The sequence below is a fragment of the Actinoplanes sp. NPDC051388 genome, assembly GCF_055586225.1.
On record NZ_JBVJIP010000007.1, the window covers coordinates 44657 to 67821 of the forward strand.

Annotated in this window: 15 protein-coding genes and 1 pseudogene; 8 read left to right on the forward strand and 8 right to left on the reverse strand. The window is 72.5% G+C overall.

The genetic code is table 11. The annotated features are described in order from the left end of the window. Positions 1–114 precede the first annotated feature (114 nt). On the reverse strand, positions 115–501 hold the full coding sequence (locus ACZ6TI_RS18910) for an HPF/RaiA family ribosome-associated protein (RefSeq protein WP_465346376.1): 387 nt from the start codon (positions 499–501) through the stop codon (positions 115–117). Between the two features lie 99 nt (positions 502–600). On the opposite strand from ACZ6TI_RS18910, the gene ACZ6TI_RS18915 reads away from it, so the two are divergent. Together ACZ6TI_RS18915 and ACZ6TI_RS18920 are read left to right on the forward strand one after the other, a co-directional pair. Then, positions 601–1989 (forward strand): pyridoxal phosphate-dependent decarboxylase family protein, encoded by a 1389-nt coding sequence (locus tag ACZ6TI_RS18915; protein ID WP_465346377.1) that lies wholly within the window; start codon positions 601–603, stop codon positions 1987–1989. Continuing rightward, positions 1986–2849, forward strand: a complete 864-nt coding sequence (locus ACZ6TI_RS18920; RefSeq protein ID WP_465346378.1) for a dioxygenase family protein — start codon at positions 1986–1988, stop codon at positions 2847–2849. The genes ACZ6TI_RS18915 and ACZ6TI_RS18920 overlap by 4 nt, the downstream gene beginning before the upstream one ends. On the opposite strand, the gene ACZ6TI_RS18925 is transcribed toward ACZ6TI_RS18920, so the two are convergent. From ACZ6TI_RS18925 to pdhA, 3 genes are read right to left on the reverse strand one after another with little or no spacing between them, the layout of a single operon-like run. Further along, positions 2836–4185: a dihydrolipoamide acetyltransferase family protein gene (locus tag ACZ6TI_RS18925; protein ID WP_465346379.1), complete on the reverse strand. Its 1350-nt coding sequence runs from the start codon at positions 4183–4185 to the stop codon at positions 2836–2838. The genes ACZ6TI_RS18920 and ACZ6TI_RS18925 overlap by 14 nt on opposite strands. After that, entirely contained in the window at positions 4182–5147 is a 966-nt protein-coding gene (locus ACZ6TI_RS18930; RefSeq protein ID WP_465346721.1) for an alpha-ketoacid dehydrogenase subunit beta, read from the reverse strand. Before ACZ6TI_RS18930 ends, ACZ6TI_RS18925 begins: the two co-directional genes overlap by 4 nt. Positions 5148–5164: 17 nt before the next feature. Continuing rightward, positions 5165–6256, reverse strand: coding sequence for a pyruvate dehydrogenase (acetyl-transferring) E1 component subunit alpha (gene pdhA, locus ACZ6TI_RS18935; RefSeq protein ID WP_465346380.1), 1092 nt, complete (start codon positions 6254–6256; stop codon positions 5165–5167). 131 nt (positions 6257–6387) lie between these two features. Between pdhA and ACZ6TI_RS18940 the strand changes: the two genes are divergently transcribed. Further along, on the forward strand, positions 6388–6873 hold the full coding sequence (locus tag ACZ6TI_RS18940) for an Lrp/AsnC family transcriptional regulator (RefSeq protein ID WP_465346381.1): 486 nt from the start codon (positions 6388–6390) through the stop codon (positions 6871–6873). Further along, the gene (locus ACZ6TI_RS18945) at positions 6870–6995 is read left to right on the forward strand and encodes a hypothetical protein (protein ID WP_465346382.1); all 126 of its coding nucleotides are present in this window, start codon (positions 6870–6872) and stop codon (positions 6993–6995) included. Before ACZ6TI_RS18940 ends, ACZ6TI_RS18945 begins: the two co-directional genes overlap by 4 nt. Before the next feature lie 17 nt (positions 6996–7012). On the opposite strand, the gene ACZ6TI_RS18950 is transcribed toward ACZ6TI_RS18945, so the two are convergent. Beyond that, positions 7013–8566 (reverse strand): alpha/beta hydrolase, encoded by a 1554-nt coding sequence (locus ACZ6TI_RS18950; protein WP_465346383.1) that lies wholly within the window; start codon positions 8564–8566, stop codon positions 7013–7015. Between the two features lie 73 nt (positions 8567–8639). Further along, positions 8640–9524, reverse strand: coding sequence for a sulfotransferase domain-containing protein (locus ACZ6TI_RS18955; RefSeq protein ID WP_465346384.1), 885 nt, complete (start codon positions 9522–9524; stop codon positions 8640–8642). Positions 9525–9728: 204 nt separating this feature from the next. On the opposite strand from ACZ6TI_RS18955, the gene ACZ6TI_RS18960 reads away from it, so the two are divergent. From ACZ6TI_RS18960 to ACZ6TI_RS18975, 4 genes are read left to right on the forward strand one after another with little or no spacing between them, the layout of a single operon-like run. After that, positions 9729–10724 (forward strand): type III polyketide synthase, encoded by a 996-nt coding sequence (locus tag ACZ6TI_RS18960; RefSeq protein ID WP_465346385.1) that lies wholly within the window; start codon positions 9729–9731, stop codon positions 10722–10724. An 8-nt stretch (positions 10725–10732) separates the two neighbouring features. Beyond that, on the forward strand, positions 10733–11365 hold the full coding sequence (locus ACZ6TI_RS18965; RefSeq protein ID WP_465346386.1) for an enoyl-CoA hydratase-related protein: 633 nt from the start codon (positions 10733–10735) through the stop codon (positions 11363–11365). A gap of 3 nt (positions 11366–11368) precedes the next feature. Continuing rightward, positions 11369–12868 carry a fatty acid desaturase gene (locus ACZ6TI_RS18970; protein WP_465346387.1) on the forward strand — a complete coding sequence of 500 codons (1500 nt, stop codon included), beginning with the start codon at positions 11369–11371 and terminating at the stop codon, positions 12866–12868. A gap of 50 nt (positions 12869–12918) precedes the next feature. Then, on the forward strand, positions 12919–13953 hold the full coding sequence (locus tag ACZ6TI_RS18975) for a hypothetical protein (protein ID WP_465346388.1): 1035 nt from the start codon (positions 12919–12921) through the stop codon (positions 13951–13953). 271 nt (positions 13954–14224) lie between these two features. Here ACZ6TI_RS18975 and ACZ6TI_RS18980 read toward each other — a convergent pair. Further along, positions 14225–21088, reverse strand: a pseudogene (locus ACZ6TI_RS18980) (SDR family NAD(P)-dependent oxidoreductase); the annotation flags it as partial. A gap of 99 nt (positions 21089–21187) precedes the next feature. Next, a complete protein-coding gene (locus ACZ6TI_RS18985) occupies positions 21188–23038 on the reverse strand; it encodes a diguanylate cyclase domain-containing protein (protein WP_465346389.1) in 1851 nt (616 codons plus the stop codon). Between the last annotated feature and the right edge of the window lie 127 nt (positions 23039–23165).

The window sequence follows — 23165 nt, forward strand, 5'->3', positions numbered from 1 at the left end:
GCGTCTGATTTGAACGTTTCAAAGTGACGTAGATCGATGCTATTGCTTCTCACCGGAAAGTTTCAAGAGCGATGGCCGGCCGAGTAACCGGCCGGCCATCCATCGTGGTCGGTTCTAGGTCAGCAGCTCGCCCGGTTCGCCGGCCTCGACGTGCTCGCGCAGGTGCCGGTTGTGCCGAGGCTCCTGCTTGGTCTTCTGGTCGTCCAGCTTGCGGCGCATGTCGTCCCGCACGTCGTGCAGGGCCGCCTTGAGGTCTTCCTCGGCCGAGGTGGTGACGATCTTCTGGCGGCCGGCGATCCAGCACTCCAGCGTGACCTTCTGCCCCCGGGCCGCGCGGTCCTTCACCGAGACCTCGAGCTCCGTGGCATCGGCGTGGAAGGCGGCCAGCCGGCCGTCGAGGGTGACGAACTCCTCGGCGATCCAGTTCAGGTCACCCTGCGAGAACCCGGCGCCGACGCGCAGGCACTCCCCGACGCTGGCGGGATTGGCCACAGCACTCATCGACAACTCCTCAATTCGGCGGAAACTGACGAAGATGGCCTACCCATGCCGCCCTTCGGTCGAAACCGAACGGCCCCTACCTGGGAATATGCTGACCGCATGGAACGACCGGACTGGAAGACGCCACTGGGTGCGGCCCTCGACCACGCGCTGACGTACCTGGATGGCCTGCCGGTCCGGCCGGTGGCCCCGGCCGCGACGCTCGCCGAACTCCGCGCCGCGCTCGGCGGGCCGGTGCCGGAGCGGCCGCGACCGGACGCCGAAGTGGTCGCGGCCCTCGCCGCGGCCGCCGAGCCCGGCGTGATCGCCTCCACCAGCGGGCGGTTCTTCGGCTTCGTGATCGGTGGCGGCACCCCGGCCGCGCTGGCCGCCGACTGGCTCACCTCGGTCTGGGACCAGAACGCCGGGCTGTTCGTGATCGGCCCGTCCGCGAGCGTGGTCGAGGAGACCGCCGCGAACTGGGTGGTCGACCTGCTCGGCCTGCCGCCGCAGACCACCGCCGGCTTCGTGACCGGCGCCCAGATGGCCAACTTCACCGGGCTGGCGATCGGCCTGCGGGTGGTGCTCGGCCGGGCCGGCTGGGACGTCGACGCCGACGGGCTCTGGGGCGCGCCCCGGGTGCGGGTGATCGTCGGCGGCGAGTCGCACGGCACGGTCGACCGGGCGTTGCGCTTCCTCGGGATGGGCACCTCCGCGGTGGTCCGGGTGGCCTCCGACGACCAGGGCCGGATGGACCCCGCGGCGCTGCGGGCGGAACTGGCCGGCGAGCCCCGGCCGACCATCGTGTGCGCGCAGGCGGGCAATGTGAACAGCGGCGCGACCGACCCGATCGGCGAGATCTCCGACCTGGCTCACGAGGCTGGCGCCTGGGTGCACGTGGACGGCGCGTTCGGGCTGTGGGCGGCGGCCAGCCCGGAGCTGCGTCCGTCGGTGGCCGGGATCGAGCGGGCGGACTCGTGGGCCACCGACGCGCACAAGTGGCTCAACGTCCCGTACGACTCGGGCCTGGTGCTCTGCGCCCATCCCGAGGCGCACCGGGCGGCGATGGGCGCCCGGGCCAGCTATCTGATGCATGCCGAGGAGGGCGAGCGGGACGCGCTGGACTACGTGCCCGAGCACTCCCGCCGGGCCCGCGGCTTCGCGGTCTACGCGGCGATCCAGGCGCTCGGCCGCGAGGGCGTGGCCGCCCTGGTGGACCGCTCGTGCGCGCTGGCCCGCCGGTTCGCCGAGCGGCTGACCGCGGGCGGCGCCGAGGTCCTCAACGACGTCGTGCTCAACCAGGTGCTGGTGCGCTTCCCCGCGCCGGACGGCGACCACGACGCGCACACCCGGCGGATCGTGCAGGAGCTCCAGCGGGACGGCACCTGCTGGATGAGCGGCACCACCTGGCACGGCGTGTTCGCGATCCGCATCTCGGTGTCGAACTGGTCGACCGACGAGGAAGATGTGGACCGCTCGGTCGCCGCGATGCTGGCGCTGCACCGATGAACTTCACCGAGAAAGACTCGGCGGATCTCGTCGCGGCCAGCTTCGGCGACGCCGACCCGCGCCTGCGGGAGCTGCTCCAGGGGCTGGTCGGGCACCTCCACGACTACCTGCGCGAGGCCCGCCCGACGGTGGCCGAGTGGGAACGCGCGATCGACTTCCTGACCCGCACCGGTAAGGCGTGCACCGACACCCGGCAGGAGTTCATCCTGCTCTCCGACCTGCTCGGCGTGTCCATGCTGGTGGAGACCATGAACGGCGCCGACGCGCACAGCGCCGACGCCACCGCCTCCACCGTCGTCGGCCCGTTCCACCAGGCCGAGAGCCCGGTCCGCGCGCTCGGCGACGGCCTCTACCCCGGCCGGGAGCTGTCCTGCGTGGTCCGGGGCCGGGTCACCGACACGGCCGGCGAGCCGATCGCGGGCGCCACGGTGGACGTGTGGCAGGCCGACGACGCCGGGCTCTACGACGTTTCCCACCCCGGGCGGGCCGGCACCGGCCGCGGCCTCTTCACCACCGACGACGAGGGACGTTACTGGCTGCGGACGGTCACGCCGCTGGACTACCCGGTGCCGATCGACGGCCCGCCGGGCGAGATGCTGCTCGCCACCCGGCGGCCGATCGTGCGGCCGGCGCACGTGCACTTCATGGTCACCGCGCCCGGCCACACACCGCTCACCACGCACGTCTTCGTGGCCGGCAGCGAGCATCTGGGGAGCGATCCGGTGTTCGCGGTCAAGCAATCCCTGGTTCGCGACTTCACCCCGGTGGACTCGCCCGCCGAGGCGGCCGAGCTCGGCGTCGTCTCGCCGTTCGCGCTGGCGGTCTGCGACTTCGTGCTGGCGCCGGCTACAGCCGGGTGATCGCCGCCGCCGGATTCTCGATGGCGTCGGCCACGCTGCGCATGAACCCCGCGGCGGTGCCGCCGTCGCACACCCGGTGGTCGAAGACGAAGGACATCTGAACGATCTTCCGAATGCAGATCCGGCCGTCGACCACCCACGGCCGGTCCAGGATCCGCCCGAATCCGAGGATCGCGACCTGCGGGTGGTTGATGATCGCGGCGCTGCCGTCCACGTTGAAGCCGCCGTAGTTGTTGAGCGTGAACGTACCGGCCTCGGGCGCGACCCGGCCCTCGCGGGCGCTCGCCGTCACCCGGCGGATCTCGGTGTCCAGCTGCGACGTGGTCATCCGCTCGGCGCCGGCCACCGCGGGCACCATCAGCCCGCGCGGGGTCTGCACGGCCAGTCCCAGGTTGATCGCGTCGGACTCGACGATCTCCTGCCGCTCGACGTCGAGCCGGCTGTTCAGCACCGGGAACTCCCGCAGACCGGCCACCACGAACCGCGCGATGTAGGCGAGCAGGCCGGGGCCGGGACGGATGCTCTCGCGCAGCTCCCAGAGCGGGGTCGCGTCGACGTCGACCCAGACGGTCGCCTCGGGGATCTCCGACCGGCTGCGGGTCAGCTGCGCCGAGACGGCCTTGCGGAAACCGTTGAGCGGGGTGCGCCGCTCCCCGGGCGGCTTCGTCCGGGCTTGCGTCACGTCGTTGCGGGTCACCACGCCGCCCGCGCCCGTGCCGGTGAGCGCGGCGACGTCGATCCCGGCGTCCCGCGCGAGCTTGCGGACCAGCGGCGAGACGACCCGGGCCACCGGTCGCGCGGCCGCGGTCACGGGCCGGCGCGGCCTCCGCCGGCGGCCTCGGGCGTCCGTCGCGGCCGTGCCGTACCCGATCAGGACGTTGCCGGAACCGGCCTTCTCCTCCTCGCGGTAGGCCTCGGCCGCTTTGCTCTGCTTCCCCAGAGGAAGCGCTGCCGCAGAGGCCGCAGAGCGCTCTGCGGCCTCTGGGGAAGCGGCGATCTTTGCTTCCTCTCGGGAAGCAGAGCGCTCTGCGGCCGCAGAGGAAGCGGCGATCTTTGCTTCCTCAGGGGAAGCAGAGCGCTCTGCGGCCGCAGAGGAAGCGGCCGGCTCGATCGTGATCAGCGGCTTGCCGACGTCGACCGCCTCGCCCTCGGCGCCGTGCAGCACCGCGACCCGCCCGGCATACGGGCTGGGCACCTCGACCACCGACTTCGCCGTCTCCACCTCGACGATCGGCTGGTCCACCGCGACCACGTCGCCGGCCGCCACCAGCCACCGCACGATCTCCGCCTCGGACAACCCCTCGCCCAGGTCCGGCAGCAGGAAGGTCTTGCTCACGACTCCTCCCACTGCAGGTCGTCGACGGCGTCCAGGATCCGGTCCACCCCGGGCAGCTGGAAGTGTTCGAGCTTGGGCGGCGGGAACGGGATGTCGAACCCGGTGACCCGCCGGATCGGTGCGGCCAGCGAGTGGAAGCACCGCTCGGTGACCCGCGCGACGATCTCCGCGGACACCCCGGCGAACCCGGCCGACTCGGCCACCACCACGGCCCGCCCGGTGCCCCGGACCGCCGCGCACACCGTCTCGTCGTCGAACGGCACGATCGAGCGCAGATCCACCACCTGCAGGCTGCGACCCTCCTGGGCGGCGGCCTCGGCGGCCTCCAGAGCGACCGGCACCGAGGGGCCGTAGGCGATCAGCGTCGCGTCGGTGCCCGGCCGGCGGACCACCGCCCGGCCGATCGGCGGCTGCGGCTCGGCGAGATCCACCTCCTCCTTGGCGAAGTAGAGCTTCTTCGGCTCGAGGAACACCACCGGGTCCGGCGAGGCGATCGCCTCCCGCAGCAATGCGTACGCATCCGCGGGATTCGCCGGCGCCACCACGTGCAGCCCCGGCGTGTGCGCGTAATAGGCCTCGGAGGAGTCGCAGTGGTGCTCGACCCCGCCGATGCCGCCCGCATAGGGCACCCGGATCACCATCGGCAGGCTCACCTTGCCGCGCGTCCGGTTCCGCATCTTCGCCACATGACTGACGATCTGCTCGAACGCCGGATAGGCGAACGCGTCGAACTGCATCTCCACGACCGGCCGCATCCCGTTCATGGCCAGCCCGACCGCCATCCCGACGATCCCGGACTCGGCCAGCGGGGTGTCGAAGCACCGATCCTCGCCGAAGTCGGCGGTGAGCCCGTCGGTGATCCGGAAGACCCCGCCCAGCGGCCCGACGTCCTCGCCGAACATCAGCACCGACGGGTCGGCGGTCATCGCGTCCCGCAGCGCCCGGTTGAGCGCCTGCGCCATGGTCAGCTTCTCGTGGGTCACCGCGCGTCCTCCCGGCTCAGCTCGTCGGCCACCAGCGCCATCTGCTCGCGCAGCTGCGGCGTCGGCGTCGCGTACACGTATTGGAAGAGGTCGGCCGGATCCGGCCGCACGTCGCGGTTGAGCCCGTCCCGGGTGTGCGTGGCGACCCGCTCGGCCTCGGCGGTGATGTCGGCCCGCAACGCGTCGTCGAGGACGCCGCGACCGGCCAGGTAGGTCTCCAGCCGGGTCAGCGGGTCGCGTGCGACCCAGGCGGCCACCTCGGCGTCCGCGCGGTAGCGGGTGGCGTCGTCCGCGTTGGTGTGCGCCTGCATCCGGTAGGTGTGCGCCTCGACCAGCTGCGGCCCCTCGCCGGCCCGGGCCCGGGCCACGGCCGCGCCGAGCACGGCGAGCAGCGCGGCGGCGTCGTTGCCGTCCACCCGTTCGCCGGGCAGGCCGTACCCGACGCCCTTGTGGGCCAGCGACGGCGCCACGGTCTGCCGCGCGAGGGGCACCGAGATCGCGTACTCGTTGTTCTGCACGAAGAACACCACCGGCGCGCGGAAGACTGCGGCGAAGTTGAGCGCCTCGTGGAAGTCGCCCTCGCTGGTCGCGCCGTCCCCGCAGAGCGCCATCACCACGGTCGGCTCGTGGCGCAGCCGGGCGGCGTGCGCGACCCCGACGGCGTGCGGCAGCTGGGTCGCGAGCGGGGTGGCCTGCGGCGCCACGTGGTGCTCGTAGGGGTCGTAGCCCGCGTGCCAGTCCCCCTTGAGCAGGGTGAGCGTCTCGATCGGGTCGACGCCCCGGGTCACCGCGGCCACCGTGTCGCGATAGGTCGGGAACATCCAGTCGCCGTCCGCGAGCACCTGCGCGGCGGCCACCTGGCACGCCTCCTGCCCGTGCGAGGACGGGTAGACCGCCAGCCGCCCCTGGCGGACGAGGGCGTTGGCCTGGTCGTTCAGGCGCCGGCCGACAACCATCGACCGGTACGCCCGCAGCAGCGCGTCGTCCGCCGGCAGGTCGTGGGCGGCGTGCCCGGTCGGTGTTCCGGTGGCGTCGATGAGCATCACCGGCTCGTCGGAGGGCAACAGGTGAGCGGCGTCACGTGTCATATCGACATCCTCACCGGCGTACCATTTGAGTGCCATAACCTGCGGAAACACGAGATAATGTCGTCGGCTGCCCGGCATTGGCGGGCCAATCGTCCAGCTGCCGCCCGACGTCCGAAGGAGCCGTGAGACAGATGGCCACCGACCTCGACGACATCGATCTGCGGATCCTCGACGAGCTGACCGCGGACGGCCGCCTGTCGATGCGCACGCTGGCCGAGCGGCTGCACATCTCGCGGGCGAACGCCTACGCCCGGGTCGAGCGGCTGCGCGCCACCGGGGTGATCCGGCGGTTCACCGCGGACATCGACCCGGTGGCGAGCGGGCTGGGCACGTCGGCCTATCTGACGCTGACCGTGCGGCAGGCCGACTGGCGGGAGATCCGGGCCCAGCTGCAGGCGCTGCCCGGGGTGGCGCACATCGGCCTGGTCGGCGGCGAGTTCGACGTGATCCTGCTGGTGCGTGCCCGGGACAACGGCGACCTGCGCCGGCTGGTGCTGGACGAGATCCAGGGCATGGCGGATGTGCTCAACACCCGCACCCTGCTGGTTTTCGAGGAGCCCGAGGTCGAGCTCAGTCCTCGTCAGCGATCGGGGTCTCCATCCGCACGAGGCCGGTGATCTCCATCCGCACGACGTCGCCGCCGCCGCGGGCGCGCGACGAACGGCGGGCGCGCGAACTCACCCTGGAGCACCTCAACGAGGTGGCCGGCACCCTGGTCAGGGGTTTCACCGGCGGGTGAGTCGCGCGCCCGGTGCCTTACGCCGCCGGGAAGGGCGCCACGTCCTGCGCGCATCTGGTGCCGACCGGCGGGATCTCGCCGTCCAGCAGATAGCGCGTGTACCAGTCGGTGATGCAGGCGCTGAACCGCGTGGTGTGGCCGAAGCCGTCCAGCGTCAGCAGGCGGGCGTTGCCCAGCTCCCGGGTCATCCGCACGGCGAAGTCGTACCGAGTCGCCGGGTCCTTGGTCGGGTTGACCACCAGCACGGTGTTGGAGGTCTTCTTGCCCCACGGCCCGTTGTAGCGCTCAGTGATCCGCGGCCAGTTCGCGCAGCCGACCTCACCGAACGCCTCGGCCCGGCCGAAGTTCGGGTGCGCGGCCTCGAAGGCCTGGGCGATGCCGGGATAGAGCGCCAGGTTCCGCGGCAGCGGCGCGTCCGCGCAGTTCACCGCATAGAACGCGTCGTTGCTGCTGAACGAGTACGCGTCCGGCATCCAGCCGCGGGCGGGTGGCGCCTTGGGGAACGCGCCGGCCCGCAGCGTGCTCTTGGTGCCGGTGGCCGCGCCGCCGCTGATCGCCTCGTGCACCACCTGCAGGATCTCCGCCGTCTCCGGGAAGCTCAACACGTTGTACATGGTCTGCGAGACCAGCCCGGTCAGGTCGTCGAGGTTGACCGTGCCGAACGGCGGGACGTCCACCGGGCCCTGCCGGAACCGGGCGCGAATGGCCGCATATTTCGATTTGGCGTGCCCGGCGAAGGCGCACGCCGAGCGACCGGCCTTGTCGCACTCGGCGAGGAAGCCGGCGAAGGCGATCTCGAAGCCGCCGGCCCGGCCGAACTTGTTCTCCAGCCGGTGGTCGGCGCGCTGCTCGGGGTCGACGTTGCCGTCCAGGACGACCGCCCGCACCTTCTTCGGGAACAGGTTCACATAGGTCGCGCCGATCATCGTGCCGTAGGAGAAGCCGATGTAGGTGAGCTGATCGTCGCGCACGGCCTTGCGGAGCAGGTCGAGGTCCTTCGCGACGTTGAGCGTGCTCATGTGGGTGAGCAGCGGCCCGGCGTTGCGCTTGCAGCCCTCGGTGTATTCGTGGTTGGCCTCGAGGGTGTTCGCGATCTGCTCGGGCGTGATCGGCACGGCGGTCATCTGCGAGAGCAGCTCGATGGCCTCCTCGTCGGTCGGGAAGCACTGCAGCGGGTCGCTCGCGCCGATGCCGCGCGGGTCGAAGCCGACGAAGTCGAACCGGGCCAGCACCTCGGGCGTGACGACCTGCTCGGCGACGGTGACCATGCCGCGGCCGGCGCCACCCGGGCCGCCGGGGTTCACGAAGATGGTGCCGATCTTGTGGGCCGGGTCGTCGGCGGGCCGGCGGGCCAGCGCGATGGTGGTGGTCGCGCCGCCCGGCTCGTCGTGGTCGAGTGGCACCTCGGTGGTCGCGCAGTCGAAGCCGAGCAGCTCCTCCTCGGTGCAGGCCGACCAGGCGACCCTGGCGACGGCGGGCGCGGCGGAGGCCACTGTGGGCACAGCGACGGCGATGGGCAGGATGGCCAGGACGGCGGCGGCTCGGACGGCGAGCCGACGATTGACGGTCATGATGCGCCTCTCCGGTCGGAAGCAGGACCAGCGGCCATCGTTCCATGCATTGAGGAAGATCGTTGCCCCGGTCTCATTCCCTTGGGTGCAACCACGCCAGCAACTCCGGCGGGGCCATGCGGGCGACCCGCTCGTGATAACCGGCCAGCTCGGTGGCGGTGAGAAGCTCGCGCCCGGCGCCGGACGTGCCGCGCCGGAAGAACGAGGCGGTGTCCTTGAAGATGCCCTGCTGCGCCGGGACCAGCCGGTCGGCCCGGCCACGCATCCGCTCGAAGGTCGCCGCCGCGACCAGCGCCGGCCAGGCCTCCTCGGGCACCCCGACGCCCAGCCGCCAGGCGATCCCGCGCATCTGCCCCTCGAGGTCCGCGCGCAGATCGTCGTAGTGGATCAACAGCACGTTGGGCTCGGTGCGCCGCGCCCAGGCGCCGGCCAGGTGGGCCAGGACCCCGGCGAGAGATTCCGGGTACGCGCCACCGAGGTCGTCGCCCTCGATCCAGCGCAGCAGGCTGTCGTGCAGCGACGCTCCCGTGCCGGCCGGGGCGTGCTCGCCGGTCAGTTGCCGCACCCGAGCCTCGTCGATGTTGGCGATCTGGTGGTGCAGCGACACGAACAGGTCGAGCGGGTGCCGGGCGCTGACCAGATAGGACACCGCCGGGTCGGCCGGGATGCCGTCGAGCGGCGTGTGCGTCTTGATGAACCGGCGGTGCCGCTGGGCCGCCAGCCGGGCGTGCACCGCGCCGGGCGGCATGATCGTGTGGTCCAGCCACGGCGACAGGTGATAGAGCGGCGCCGGCGGATCGGGGCGCTGAAAGATCAACAATGCGCAGATCATCTGCAGCCAGGTGGTGCCGCTGCGGCGCCGGGTGCTGATCACGATGTCGCCGCGGCGGAAACGGAACCCCAGCCAGCGTGCGCTGTCCTCGTCGTGCGATCGATAACGCACCGGCGCCGTGGCCATGCGAAGGAGGGTAACAGAGCACATTGGTCCGATATGGGCCTCATGTGCGCACGGTCAGACGCATTAGCGGGCGAGCGGTAGCCTGATTCCCGAATCCGTGGCCCGGCGATCGGGGGTGGCCTCTTGATTCGCGATCGTGCGGCAATCGCGGCCGTCGGCAGTGCATTTCCGGACACTTCCTATGCACAGCACGAAATCGGGGCAATGCTCGGCCTGGACAACCGGGTCGCCCGGCGCCTGCTGGACGCGCCACACATCCGCAAGCGGCATCTCTACCTGCCGCCGCCCGACCCTCGCACCGGCCGCATCCCACCGGAGTCCACTGCGGATCTGCACGCGAAGTTCCGGGCCGGCGCGCTGGAGATCGGCTCCCGAGCAGTGCAAAACGCGCTCAAGGCCGCGAGGCTGTCCACAACGGACATCGATCAGCTGGTCTGTGTCACGTCGACCGGCTTCCTGGTGCCGGGCCTCAGCGCGCTGCTCTCGCGGGAGCTCGGATTCGACCGCCGCATCGTGCGCGCGGACATCGTGGGAATGGGCTGCAACGCCGGCCTGAACGGCCTCAATCCCCTCGTTCAATGGGTCGAGAACCACCCCGGAAAAGTGGCTTTGCTGCTCTGCTGCGAGATCAACTCCGCGATGTACGTGCCCGGCGACACCGCCCGCATCGGCATCGTGAACAGCCTTTTCGGCGACGGCGCGGCAGCCGCGGTGGTGACCGCCGGCGGCCCCGGCCCGCGGATCCTCGATTTCGAGAGCCTCTGCATTCCCGAGGAATGGGCCGCCATGCGATTCGACTGGGACGCCGAGGCCGGGAAATGGAGCTTCTTTCTCGACCGCGACATTCCCTATGTGATCGGATTCAACGTGCGCGAGCCGCTGGTCCGGCTGCTCGAGCGCAACGGGCTCGACTTCGCCGCGATCAAGCACTGGGTGCTGCACACCGGCGGCGGCGCGGTGATCGACTCGATCAAGCTCAGCCTCGGCCTCGAGGAGCACGACGTGCGGCACACCCGGTCCGTGCTGCGCGACTTCGGCAACATCTCCAGCGGCAGTTTCCTGGTCAGCCTGGAGCGGCTGCTGGCCGAGGGGGTTGCGGAGCCGGGTGACCGCGGGGTGCTGGTGACGATGGGGCCGGGCGCGCAGATCGAGACCGCCCTGTTCGAGATGGGCCCAGCTGAAGTCGGACCGGCCTCCTGATGTGGACCGTGCGCATTGACGAGGCGGCGATGGATTCGTCGGTGCTGGGCGGACTCGACCGGGTGCTGACCGAGGTGGAGCGCGGCGGGATCGAGCATCTGGTGCTGCGGTTCGGCGATCGGTCCGGGGAGTTCCCGTCGTGGCCGGCCGGCACGTCGCGGCCCGACATGCGGTACTTCGCGCGGTGGGACGAGACGCTCGCCCGGATCGCCCGGCTCAGTGCCAAGACGATCGCCGCGTTCGACGGGCGGGTGGGCGCGGCGGCGGTCCAGGTCGGCCTGGTCACGGATCTGCGGCTGGCGTCGGCGGCGGCGCGGCTGTGCCTGCCCGGGGGCGAGTTTCCGGGCATGGCCGCGTACCGGATGACGAAGTTCGTCGGTCTTGGAGTGGCGCGGCGGCTCCTGCTGCTGGGCGGTGACCTGCCGGCCGACGAGGCCTTCCGGCTCGGGTTGGTGGACGTGGTGGAGGGCTCGGTCGACGCCGCCGTGGAGGCCACCGTCAAGGCGCTGCGCCCGGTCAGCCCGGAGGGGGCGCGGCTGATCCGCCGCCTGCTCGACGACAGCTATGCCCTGGAGCCCGCGGCCGCGACCGAACTGGCCAAGGCGGCGCGCTTCCAGGTGGGAATGCCGACGAAGGAGTAAGTCATGGCCGACGATCTGAGCACCACTCCCCCGCGCAGTTCGCCCTACACGGGCACGATCCTGCCCGAGGGCCGGCCGTTCTGGATCGTCGACGGCCGGGCCTACGACTTCACCGAGTGGATGAAGATCCACCCGGGCGGCGAGACGTGGTTCGGGCCGAGCCAGGGGCGCGACATCAGCGCGCTGGTGCACACCTACCACCGCGATCCGGTGCGGCTGCGCAAAATCCTCGCGAAATACGAGATCGAGGGCTTCACCGAGCAGGACATCCTGCCCAAGCTCGGGGTGCCGCCGTTCCTGCTGGATCCCGACTTCGACGCCGTGCGCGACCTGCCCCGGCTCAACTACGCCGACCAGGGCAGCCTGCTCGCGGACATCCGTCGCGCGGTGAATGCGACGTTCTCGAAGCGCGACCTGCGCCGGCACGACCGGCGGTTCGACGTGGTGACCTGGGCGATCGGGCTGGCCCACGTGGCGACCCTCGCCCTCCTGATCGCGGGCATCGTGCCGGCCTGGGCGTTCGTGATCGTCATGGTGGTCACCCGCACCGCGCTGGCCGGCGCCGGGCACTACCACCTGCATCGCAAGTGGAACGACCAGAAGCGCTTCTCGCTGCCGCTGGGCAAGGCGCTGTTCGACATCAACTATGTGGGCACCAGCCTGATCGGCACCGACGGGCACGTGCTGCTGCACCACCCCTACATGGGGTCGGGCGCGGACGTGAAGAAGACGTTCTTCGACGGCATGCTGCGGCTGCATCCGATCCTGCGGGTGCCCGGATACACCCTGCACAAGCTCGGCATCTGCCTGCTCGGGCTGTCGCTGCGGGCGCGCGAGCTGGCGAAGTTCGAACGGCCCAAGGGGCAGGCGCCACGGCGGGCCGACTTCTGGCTGATCCGGGCGTGGCTGCTGGTCGAGCTGATCGCCTGCCTGGCCACCGGGCACATCGTGGCCTGGCTGGTGCAGTTCTTCATCACCCTGTGGTTCAACACGTTCCTGGTGGTGGCCAGCCACGACTTCGAGGAGGAGGACGATCCCTCGGTGATCCCGGAGCCGCTGCGCGACGACTGGGCGGCCAACCAGATCTGCCTCAGCTACGACCTGACCGTCGTCGGCAACCGGTGGATCGACCTGTGGCTGAGCGCCGGGCTGAGCCCGCACCGCGTGCACCACGTGCTGCCCTACCAGGGATCCGGCTTCGCGAATCTGGTCACCGAGGCCACGGTTCGCGAGGTGTGTGAGCGCAACGGCATCGTCTGGGAGCGTCCTAGGAACCTTCTGTTCGACCGCTTCCCGGCGGTCATCAAGCACTACCTGCTGTGCCCGGTGAAGGACGTGCCGCGCGCCATGCCGATGCCGCCACCGCCGCCGCGCGACCAGTTCCCGGTGCAGCCCCCGCCGCCGATGCCGGCGCCGGTGCCGACGCCCGCGCCCCGGGGCTTCGGGCAGGTCACCGAGCTGGTCCGTTACACGTATGACGGGCTGCGCGGGGTGGGCGTCTGAGCCGTTAGACTCCCGGCCATGACCGAGAGAATCGAGTCCCCCGTCCGCCGATGAGCGGACCCCTCTTCGAGCACGCCCTGCGGCTGCACCGCCTCCATCCGCACGAAGCCTTGCCACGCGACGGTTATCCCTATCCGGATGACGCGTCCGAGCGGCCGCCGCGGCGACCCCGCACCGCCCAGCGCCTCGTCGGCGCCGCGGTCGCCGCGATCCTCGACATGCACTTCACCGAGCCCGGCGCGGCGCCCGACCGGCTCGCCGACCGTTTCCGGCAGGTCGACGTGCCGATCCACCGCAACGAGCACATCGTGGCCGCGGCGCTGCGCGCGGACCGGCAGCGGGTGCGGCAGACCGGGCGGTGGCTGGTGCGGCACAGCACCGACCGATACGCCGCCCTGGTCGGGCTGGCTCTGCTCGCCACCGTTCACGAGCGGGCCGACATTCCGATGATCCAGACCATCGGCCTGCTGTCGGACCGGTTCGCGGCGCTGGCGGCCGACGCGCTGTCCCACCGGCGCGGCGGCGAGGAATCGCTGCTGTGGCTGGCGCGGCGGGTCACCGGCTGGGGCCGCGTCTCCGTCGTCGAGGCCCTGTGCCGGCTCGGTCCCACGACCTCCCGGCACTGGCTGCTGCGGCAGTCCTGCGACGACGACTACCTGTGCGGCTACTACGCCGGCCAGGTGGCGACCGCGGCCCACCTGCACCAGGCCATCGTGACCGCGGCACCCGGCGACGACGAGCTGATCGACCACACCGGCCGCCTGCTGGCGATCATGTCGGACTGCGGCGGCATGGGCCCGACCCTGGACGACTATCCCCCGGCGCCGCTGGTCCTCGCCGCCCACGCGGCCCACCTGGGCCGCCAGTCCCCGACCGCCGCCAGATTCGTCGACGCCGCCACCATCGCCTTCCACCGGATGTCCGAGGCCCCGGACATCGTGCGGCGCTATGTCGAGGTGCTCGACCGGCCGGACTGGTGCGCGACGATGCGGGCCGCCGCCGACACCAACCCGGACTTCTTCCCCTGGTTCGCCGCCACCCGAGCGACCCCATTGTCCCTGCGGGCGTTCTCCGATCGGCTGTGACGAACCGGCTCACGCCTGTCCGGGACTTGCGAGGGGCAGGCCCGCGGTCTTGGCGAATTCAAGCAGGCGCCGGTCATGGGTGACGAAGGCAACCAATGCGGTCCCCGACTCTTCGGTGAAGACACCAGTGGCACATCGTCATGGGCGTTGAGCCATGAGACGAGGTCGGTGCTGCACGCCTCCTGCCGGACCAGCTTGACGACAGTGGCGGAGTCGAGGTAGATCAGCAGCGCTCCTCGTTCTGAGCATCACGGGCCAGCCAGTCGTGGATGGCGGCCGCTGTGGTGGCGGCGTGTTCGTCGAGCATCGTGACGTGGTCGCCGGGGACCTCGACTCGGGTGTGCGGGACCGATCGGGAGGTCTGCCAGGCCTCCGGGGGCATGCCGGGGATCGGCGAGCTCGCCGCCAGCAGCAGGCTGGGGGTGGACAGTGGGGCCGGGCGCCAGTGGTGCATCAGGCGGATGTAGGCGCCGGTGGCCAGCAACGCGGTCTGTTCGGTGGCCGGGTCCAGGGTGCCGCGCAGCCGGCGCAGGCCGGTGGTCACCAGGACGGCTATCCAGTCGTCGGCGTCGCGCAGATCGGCCTCATAGGTGTCCAGCAGGATCAACCCGGTGGGCGGGACGCCGCGGCTCTCCAACCTGGCCGTCAGCGCGTCCGCCACCAGGCCGCCGGACGACCTTCCGACCAGGACGAACGGCCGCCCGGCGGCCGCCCGGCCGACCGCATCCGCCAGGCGGTCGACGAGGTCCTCCGTCGAGACCGGGAGGCGGTGGCGGGTGTCGAAGCCGGGCAGCGGCAGGACGGTGACCGCGCAGCCGGCCGCGCGGCTGAAGGACAGGAACTCGGCCGCGCCGGCCGGGCCGAACGACGGCACGCAGACCAGCACCGGGCCGTCCGGGGCATCGGCCAGCGACACCGGCGCGACCGCGCCGCCGTCCCGCCGTTCCACCGGTGCCGCGGAGGCGGTGACCAGCAGGTTCACCGCCAGGCTGTGCTGACCGGCCGCGCTGATCGCGTCGAACAGGGTGGCCACCGAGTGGGTGGCCTCAGGCGGGGCCGCGGGTGCGGGAGCCGAAGCCAGCTCACCGGCGATCCAGCGGGCCAGCGCCGCCGGGCTCGGATGGTCGAAGACGACGGTGGCCGGCATGGCGACACCGGTGCCCGCGACCAACCGGGTACGCAGCTGAATCGAGCTCACCGAGTCGAGACCCTGATCGGTGAACGCCCCGCCCACATCCACCGTGGCCGGATCCCGATGCCCCAGCTCACTGGCCATCTCGTCGCGCACCAGCAGTTCCACCGCGGTGATCAGCTCATCGCCGGAGAGGGCGCGCAGATCCGCGACCGGCGGCGTCGGCCAGGACGAGGGCCGAGACGGTGCCGCGGCCATAGGCTGGTCGATCACGATCGGCGCCAGCACCGGCTCGTCACTGCGCAGCGCCGCGTCGAAGGCGTCGGTGACCTCGGCCGGGCTCATCGGGCGCAGCCGGGACCGGCCGACCGGCATGCCGCCGTCCAGGTCCAGCGGCCCCCAGGCCAGCGCCAGCCCGGGCTGCCCGGCCGCGCGCCGCCGCCGGGCCAGGTCGTCGAGGAAGGCGTTGCCGGCCGCATAGGGCGCCTGGCCGGGATTGCCGAGCAGACCGCTGGCCGACGAACACAGGATGAACGCGGCCAGCTCACCGCTCACCTCGTGCAGATGCCAGGCGGCGTCGACCTTGGGGCGCAACACGGCATAGGCCCGCTCGCGGGTCAATGATTCGAGAACGCCGTCGTCGAGCACCCCGGCAGCGTGCACGACCGCGGTCACCGGCGGGTCGGCCTCGGCCAGCAACCGCACCACATCGTCACGGCGGCTGACGTCCGCGGCCCGCACCGTGACCGCCGCACCCAGCGCCTCCAGCTCCGACCGCAGGGCAGGCGCGGCGTCCGGGCCGCGGCGGCTCGCCAGGAGCAGGTGACGCACGCCGTGGGTGGCGACGAGATGGCGGGCGAGGACGCCGGCCAGGGCGCCGGAGCCGCCGGTGATCAGCACGCTGCCCGCGCCGAACTCGACGCCCTCGGTTGCGGGCGCGTCGGCGCGGACCAGCCGGGGAATTCCGGCCTCGCCGCGGGTCACCCGCGTCTCGGACACGCTGGCGGCGGCCCGGATCGCAGCCGGCAACGCGGCCTCGGACTCGGCGCTTCCGTCGAGTTCGATCAAGGCCACCTGGCCGGGGTATTCGGCGACGGCCACCCGGACCAACCCGGCAACCGCTGCCGAGCGGGTCACCACCGCGACGCGGTCGGGGCCGCGCAGGAGTTCGCGCAGGCGTTCCGCGGCCGTCCAGACCTGGTCGCGGACCGCTGAAGGGCTTTCCGGCGCGCCGTCCGCGAGGTCGAGCACCACCGGCGCGGGGCCGCTCGCCGACGGCGGCACCGGGACCCAAGCGGGCCGATAGAGGGCTCGCGGCAACGGACGCAGGGTCAGCGAGCCGACCTCCAGCAGCGGCCTGCCGTCCTGATCGGCCAGCCGCACCGACAATTCCTGTGGTCCGGTCAGGACCAGCCGCACCCGCGCCGCGGACGCGTCCCGCAGGTGCCGATGGACGCCGGACCAGACGAACGGCAGGCGCGGCTGGTGGTCGCCGGAGCCGAGCAGCCGGGCCGGATGCAGGGCGGCGTCGACCAGCGCGGGATGCAGCCCGGACGGGCCGCCGCCGGGCGCACGGACCTCGGCGTAAACGATGTCGCCGTCGACCCAGGCAGCGGTCACCCCCTGAAACGCCGGCCCGTAGCCGGTTCCTTCATACAGGCGGGAGATGTCCGCCGGGACCGCGCCCGGCGGAGGCCAAGCGGAGGCCCAAGCCCAGCCCGCGGAAGAACCGCCACCCGCGGAAGGACCGCCGTCGGCGGAAAGGAGGCCGCTCGCGTGCAGGGTCAGTTCGTCGCCGAGGCGCGTGTAGATCTCCAAAGCCCGGCCGCCGTCCGGCCCCGCCTCGCCGAGCACCAGCTGCAGGTCCACCTCGCCGTCCTCGTCGGTCAGCGCGAGCGGCCGGCCGATCGCCAGCTCGGACACCATCGGCACCCCGGCCGACCGGCCGAACGACGTGGCCAGCTCGACGAACACCGTGCCGGGCACCAGCACGTCGCCGCCGATCCGGTGGTCCCGCAGCCACGGCTGCGCGGACAACGAAAGCCGTCCGGTCGCCATCCGCCGGCCGGTGCCGGGCACCGCGACCGTCGAGTCGAGCATTCCGGTCGCGCGGCGGGCCGGAGTGCCGCCGTCCAGCCAGAAGCGGCGGCGCTGGAAGGGATAGGTCGGCAGGGCCGCGGCCGCACGCGGGTCACCGCGGCCGAGCAGCGCGGCCCGGTCGACGTCGACGCCGGCTGCCCAGAGCGTGGCCGCCGCGTCCGCCGACACCGGGACGGCTCCCTGCGGGACCAGCGGCGCCAGGGTGCCGCCCGGTCCCATCTCGACGACCAGGCCGGGCAGCGCGCGGACCGCGTCGCCGAAGCGGACCGGCTCGCGGATCTGCGCCACCCAGTAGTCCGCGGACCGCAGGTCGTCGCCGGCGGCCGGCCGGCCGGTGCGGGTGGAGACGATCGGCAGAGCCGGCTCGTGGTATGTCAGCGAGCGCGCGACCTCGGCGAACGCGTCCAGCATCGGGTCCATCCGCGCCGAGTGGAAGGCGTGGCTGACCCGCAGCGGTGTGACCCGATGGCCGCGGTCGCGCAGGGTTGCGGTGACCGCCGCGACCGCGTGCTCGTCGCCGGAGAGCACGACCGAGCGCGGGCCGTTGATCGCGGCCAGGCCGACCCGGTCGGTGAGCAGCGGGCGGACGTCGCTCTCCGGCGCGTCGACGGCGGCCATCGCGCCGCCGTCCGGCAGCGCGCCCATCAACCGGGCGCGGGCCGAAACCAGCGCGGCGGCGTCCGGCAAAGACAAGATCCCCGCGACGTGCGCGGCGGCGAGCTCACCGATCGAGTGCCCGGCCAGCACGTCGGGCCGCACTCCCCAGGACCGCAACAACCGGTACGCCGCGACGCCGTAAGCGAACAGAACGGGCTGGGCGTACTCGGTGCGGTTGACGTCGCCACCCGGCGCGACCGGATCGCCCAGCGCGGCCATCACCTCGTCATAGGCCGACCGGAAGACCGCGAACGGCAGGTGTTCGCGCATGCCGGCCCGCTGCGCGCCCTGTCCCGGGAAGAGGAACGCCACCTTCGCGGGCGGGCGGCCGTCGCCGAGCACGACGCCGGGATGGGCCCGACCGGCCGCCAGAGCGGCCAGCGCATCGGGATTGCGCGAGAGCACCGCGGCCCGGTGCCGCAGCACCGCGCGGCTGCCCAGCGCGGCGGCGGAGACATGCGGTGAGACCTGACCGGCCATCCGCCGCAGCGCGGTCTCGTCAGCCGCGGAGAGCAGCAGCGGCGGCCCACCCGAGGTCAGTGACGCGGGCGAGGGAAGGGACAGGCTCGGCGAAGAAGGGGCCGGGGAAGGAGGGGCGGATTCGACGATGACGTGTGCGTTGGTGCCCGAGATGCCGAAGGACGAGATGCCGGCGCGTCTGGGGCGGCCGGTCTCCGGCCATGGCCGCGCCGCGGTCAGCAGCGCGACGTCTCCGGCCGTCCAGTCCACGTGGTCGTTCGGGCGGTCGACGTGCAGGGTGCGCGGCAGCGTGCCGTGCCGCATCGCCTCGATCATCTTGATCATGCCGGCCAGGCCGGCCGCGGCCTGGGTGTGCCCGATGTTCGACTTCACCGTGCCGAGCCACAGCGGGCGCCCGGCCGGCCGGTCCCGGCCATAGGTGGCGAGCAGCGCCTGCGCCTCGATCGGATCGCCGAGCAGGGTGCCGGTGCCGTGCGCCTCGACCGCGTCGACGTCCGCCACGCCCAGCCCGGCGTCGGCCAGCGCGGCCCGGATCACCCGCTGCTGCGCCGGGCCGTGCGGCGCGGCGAGCCCGTTCGATGCGCCGTCCGAGCCGACCGCCGAGCCGCGGACCAGGGCGAGCACCGGATGACCGTGGCGCCGGGCGTCGGAGAGCCGTTCCAGCAGCAGCAGCCCGGCGCCCTCGGCCCAGCTGGTGCCGTCGGCGCTCGCCGCGAACGCCTTGATCCGGCCGTCCGGGGCCAGCCCGCGCAGCCGGCTGAACGCGACGAACGGCCCTGGCGTGGACATCACCGTGACGCCGCCGGCGATCGCCATGGTGACCTCGCCGGACCGCAGCGCGCGCACCGCGGAATGCACCGCCACCAGCGACGACGAGCAGGCCGTGTCGACGGTGACGGCCGGCCCGGTGAGCCCGAACGTGTACGCGATCCGCCCGGACGCGACGCTGCCCGCCGACCCCAGACCGAGGTGTCCCTCCAGCTCGGCGGTCGGCTCGTCGGCGCGGCTCGCGTAGTCGCGGTACATCAGCCCGACGTACGTGCCGGTGTCGCTGCCGCGCATGGCGCCCGGGTCGATGCCGGCCCGCTCCCACAGCTCCCACGCGGTCTCCAGGAGCAGCCGCTGCTGCGGGTCCATGGCCAGCGCCTCGGCCGCGCCGATCCCGAACGGCGCCGGGTCGAAGCCGGCCGCGTCGTCCACGAACCCGCCGTCGCGCACATAGGTGTGCCCGGCCCGGTCCGGATCGGGGTCGTGCAGGTCGGTCCGCCAGCCGCGATCGGTGGGGAACGGCGTGATCGCGTCGATCTCCTTGTCGACCAGCGTCCACAGGTCCTCGGGCGACGTGACGCCGCCGGGATAGCGACACGACATCGCCACGACGGCGATGGGATCGTCATCTCTTTGCACCGAGAGAGCCCCGCGAATCACCTTGCCCGACGACGTCCGCGGGATCGCGTCCACCAGCACGATCTCGTCCGGGGCGTGCGCGGCGGAGAGCCGGCCGCGGCACGCGGCGAGCACCGAGGAGGGGTCCAGGCCGGGCGCGGCCGGCACGACGTAGCCGACCGCCACCTGACCGAGCCGATGGTGCGCGCGCCCGGCGACCGCGGCGTCCGCGACTCCCGGCAGGCCGAGCAGCACCGCCTCGATCTCGGCCGGGTGCAGGTTGGCGCCGCCCCGGATGATCAGGTCGCCGGCCCGTCCGGTGAGCGCGAGCTGGTCGCCGTCGAGCAAGCGGCCGAGGTCGCCGGTGCGGTACCAGCCGTCCGCGGTGAGCACCGCAGAGGTCGCCACGGGCTGGGAGTGGTAGCCGCGAATCACGTTCGGGCCGCGTACCCAGACCTCGCCCTCGTCTCCCGGCGGGAGCGCCGCGCCGGTGCGCGGATCGGCGATCCGCACCTCCATGCCGACCACCCGCCCGACCGAGCCCTCGTGCGCGACCACCCGCGCCGCCTCGACGGCGATCGCGCCGCAGGTCTCGGTGCTGCCATAGCTGTTCACCGGTGCGACGCCCAGCGCGTGCCGCACCGCCTGCCGCATCTCCGGCGGGCAGGGCGCGCCGCCGGTCACGCACATCCGCAGCGTGGGCACGTCGAGCGAGCGGTCGCCGAGCGCGGCCAGCAGCCGGTGGTAGGTGGTCGGCACGCCGGTCAGCACGGTCGGCGCGGTGGTCTCCAGCGCGGTGATCAACTCGGCGTCGGACGGATGCGCCAGGATCATCGCGATGGCTCCGGTGACCAGGGTGCCGAGCACGCAGCGGGCATGGCCGAGCGCGTGGTGCAGCGGCAGCGGCCAGAGCAGCCGGTCGTCCTCGCGCAGCCCCATCTGCCCGACCAGCACGGTCTCGACGCGGCCCAGCCAGCGACCCTGGCTGGACACCACGCCCTTGGGCCGGCCGGTGCTGCCCGAGGTGTAGTGGATCCAGGTGTCCTCGTCCCACCCGAGATCATCGCGCGGCGGCAACGGCGACCCGGCGAACGAGCGGGTGACCACCAGGCGCGGCGCGCAGTCCGCGACCAGCCGTTCCAGCTCCTCGGTGGACGACCGCGGGTCGACCGGCACACCGACGACGGAGGCCCGCACGGCGCCGAGCACCGCCACCACCGCGTCCAGCCCGACCGGCAGGTTGAGCAGCACCACCTCGCCGCGCCCGACGCCCTGCGAGACGAGCCCGCCGGCGAAGCGCGCGGTGCGTTCGTGCAGCTCGGCCCAGGTCAGCCGCTCGTCACCGCAGACATAGGCGACCTTGTCGGGTCGTTCGGCGGCGTGACGGCGGAGCAGATCCACAATGGTCTCGGGCACCCGGCAACGATGTCAGACAAATGCAAACAACTCGCGACGTTGTGACCGCGGATCCATGCGGGGTCAGTGCCGGGCGGCGGACTTCGCCCGGTACATCGCCGCGTCCGCCTCGCGCAGCAGGTGGTCGGGGTCCGCGGACGCCTCGGTGGAGACCGCGACGCCGATGCTCGAGCTGATCTCCACCGGCCGCCCGTCGATCACGAACGGGCTCTTCAGCGCGGCCATGATCGCGTCGCACACCACCTGCTCGCCGCGCGGGTCGGTGATGCCGTCGAGCACGATGACGAACTCGTCCCCGCCCAGCCGGGCCGCGGTGTCCGAGTGGCGCAGCAGCCCGGTCAGCCGCTTCGAGACCTGGATCAGCAGCTGGTCACCGGCCGCGTGCCCCATCGAGTCGTTGATCGCCTTGAAGCCGTCCAGGTCGAGCAGCAGCACCGCGAACCGGTAGCCGGGCCGGCGGGCGGCCCGCAGCCCGGCCTGCCGCAGCCGGTCGGACAGCAGCGCGCGGTTGGGCAGCCCGGTGAGGTGGTCGTGCAGCGCGGCGGCGCGCAGGCCCTCTTCCTTCTCCCGCAGCGCGATCGCCATGGCGTCGTGGTCGAGCGCGGCGGCGAGCAGCGCGCCGGACTGGTTCATCATCTCGCGGCCGGGCGGGGTGGCCGCCTGGATGCGGCCGACGGCCGCGAGCATCCCCCAGTCCCGCGAGGAGCTGCGGATCGGCACCACGAAGACGATGTCGCCGGCCGGGCCGTCGGCCAGGTCGAACAGCGCGTCCGGCGGGAACTCGCTAACCGGCAGCCGGGTCGCGCCGCCGGGCGGCAGGTGGAAGCGGCCGGCGACGTCCAGCACGCGGTCGTCGGCCGGCTCCGGCCGGGCGGTCGGGGCCTTCCAGAGGCCGAGACAACCCCCGATCGCCGGCGTACGCCCGAGCCAGGACAACGTCCGCGGATCACGATCGTGCGTCCCGAGCAGCTCCAGGCTCAGCTCGTGCTGGATGTTCAGCGTGTCCTGCAGCGTCTGCACCTGCCCGAACAGCGCCCGGGTCTGCGGCTCCGAGGTGTCCAGACCGCTCTCCGCGCAGCCGCACGAGTCGCGCTGGATGAAGGCGGTCGCCACCGTCCTGGTCTCGGGGGCCGGCTCATCGGCCGCCGCCAGATCGGCCGCCAGGGCCCAGGCGGCGGCGCCGACCACGTCCAGCGGCTGCCGCACGGTGGACAGGCTGGGCAGCATGTACGGCGCCTCGGGAATGTCGTCGAACCCGACCACCGCCAGGTCACCCGGCACGTCGTAACCCGCCTGGGCCATCCGGTGCATCAGGCCCACCGCGTTGCGGTCGGTGCCCAGCACCACCGCGGTGGCCGGCATGTCCGAGCGGATCAGCGTGTCGGCCACCGCCTCGCCGCCGGTCTCGTGATTGTCCTCGTTGTCGAAGAGCAGCAGCGGGTCGGCCGCGACGCCGCCGGCCCGCAGACCGTCCAGATAGCCCTCGTAGCGTTCCCGGACGTCGAAGTGCGACATGTTGCCGGCGAACGCGATGCGCTCGTGCCCGTGCCGGACGAGGTGCTCGACGGCGGCCTGGACCCCGGCGCGGTTGTCCACCACGACCGCCGACGATCCGCTGTCGGCGGGATCCTGCCCGACGAGCACCACGGCCAGGCCGGCCTTGCGGGCCGCCTGGGCGTATCCCGGAGAGACCGCGCCCGGCAGGATGATCAGGCCGGCCAGGTGCGCCCAGGACACCGGGCGGTGGAACTCGGGCAGGCCGGTGCGGTCGGCGCTGTGCGATCCCGGGTCGAGAGTCTGCACGGCCATCACGCGGTCGCCGCCGGCCACGGCGCCGTGATTGATGCCGGCGATGATCGCCCCGTAATAGTCACCGCCCACGAACGGCGACAGGACCCCGAACACCCGGCTCATCCTGGCATGATCTCTCAATTCGGCCGGTTCCGGGAGCACATGGGCCGGTTCACCGACTGCAAACCACTGCAACACCTTGACGTTCGTCGATGGCTGCCGCGAGGATGAGGGCTCTTGCGCGGGCCGA

Bases quoted from the DNA above. Each gene is read 5' to 3' on its own strand.
- ACZ6TI_RS18910 (WP_465346376.1), bottom strand. From the start codon at position 501: ATGAGTGCTGTGGCCAATCCCGCCAGCGTCGGGGAGTGCCTGCGCGTC.
- ACZ6TI_RS18915 (WP_465346377.1), top strand. From the start codon at position 601: ATGGAACGACCGGACTGGAAGACGCCACTGGGTGCGGCCCTCGACCAC.
- ACZ6TI_RS18920 (WP_465346378.1), top strand. From the start codon at position 1,986: ATGAACTTCACCGAGAAAGACTCGGCGGATCTCGTCGCGGCCAGCTTC.
- ACZ6TI_RS18930 (WP_465346721.1), bottom strand. From the start codon at position 5,147: ATGGCGCAGGCGCTCAACCGGGCGCTGCGGGACGCGATGACCGCCGAC.
- pdhA (WP_465346380.1), bottom strand. From the start codon at position 6,256: ATGACACGTGACGCCGCTCACCTGTTGCCCTCCGACGAGCCGGTGATG.
- ACZ6TI_RS18940 (WP_465346381.1), top strand. From the start codon at position 6,388: ATGGCCACCGACCTCGACGACATCGATCTGCGGATCCTCGACGAGCTG.
- ACZ6TI_RS18950 (WP_465346383.1), bottom strand. From the start codon at position 8,566: ATGACCGTCAATCGTCGGCTCGCCGTCCGAGCCGCCGCCGTCCTGGCC.
- ACZ6TI_RS18955 (WP_465346384.1), bottom strand. From the start codon at position 9,524: ATGGCCACGGCGCCGGTGCGTTATCGATCGCACGACGAGGACAGCGCA.
- ACZ6TI_RS18960 (WP_465346385.1), top strand. From the start codon at position 9,729: ATGCTCGGCCTGGACAACCGGGTCGCCCGGCGCCTGCTGGACGCGCCA.
- ACZ6TI_RS18970 (WP_465346387.1), top strand. From the start codon at position 11,369: ATGGCCGACGATCTGAGCACCACTCCCCCGCGCAGTTCGCCCTACACG.
- ACZ6TI_RS18975 (WP_465346388.1), top strand. From the start codon at position 12,919: ATGAGCGGACCCCTCTTCGAGCACGCCCTGCGGCTGCACCGCCTCCAT.
- ACZ6TI_RS18985 (WP_465346389.1), bottom strand. From the start codon at position 23,038: ATGAGCCGGGTGTTCGGGGTCCTGTCGCCGTTCGTGGGCGGTGACTAT.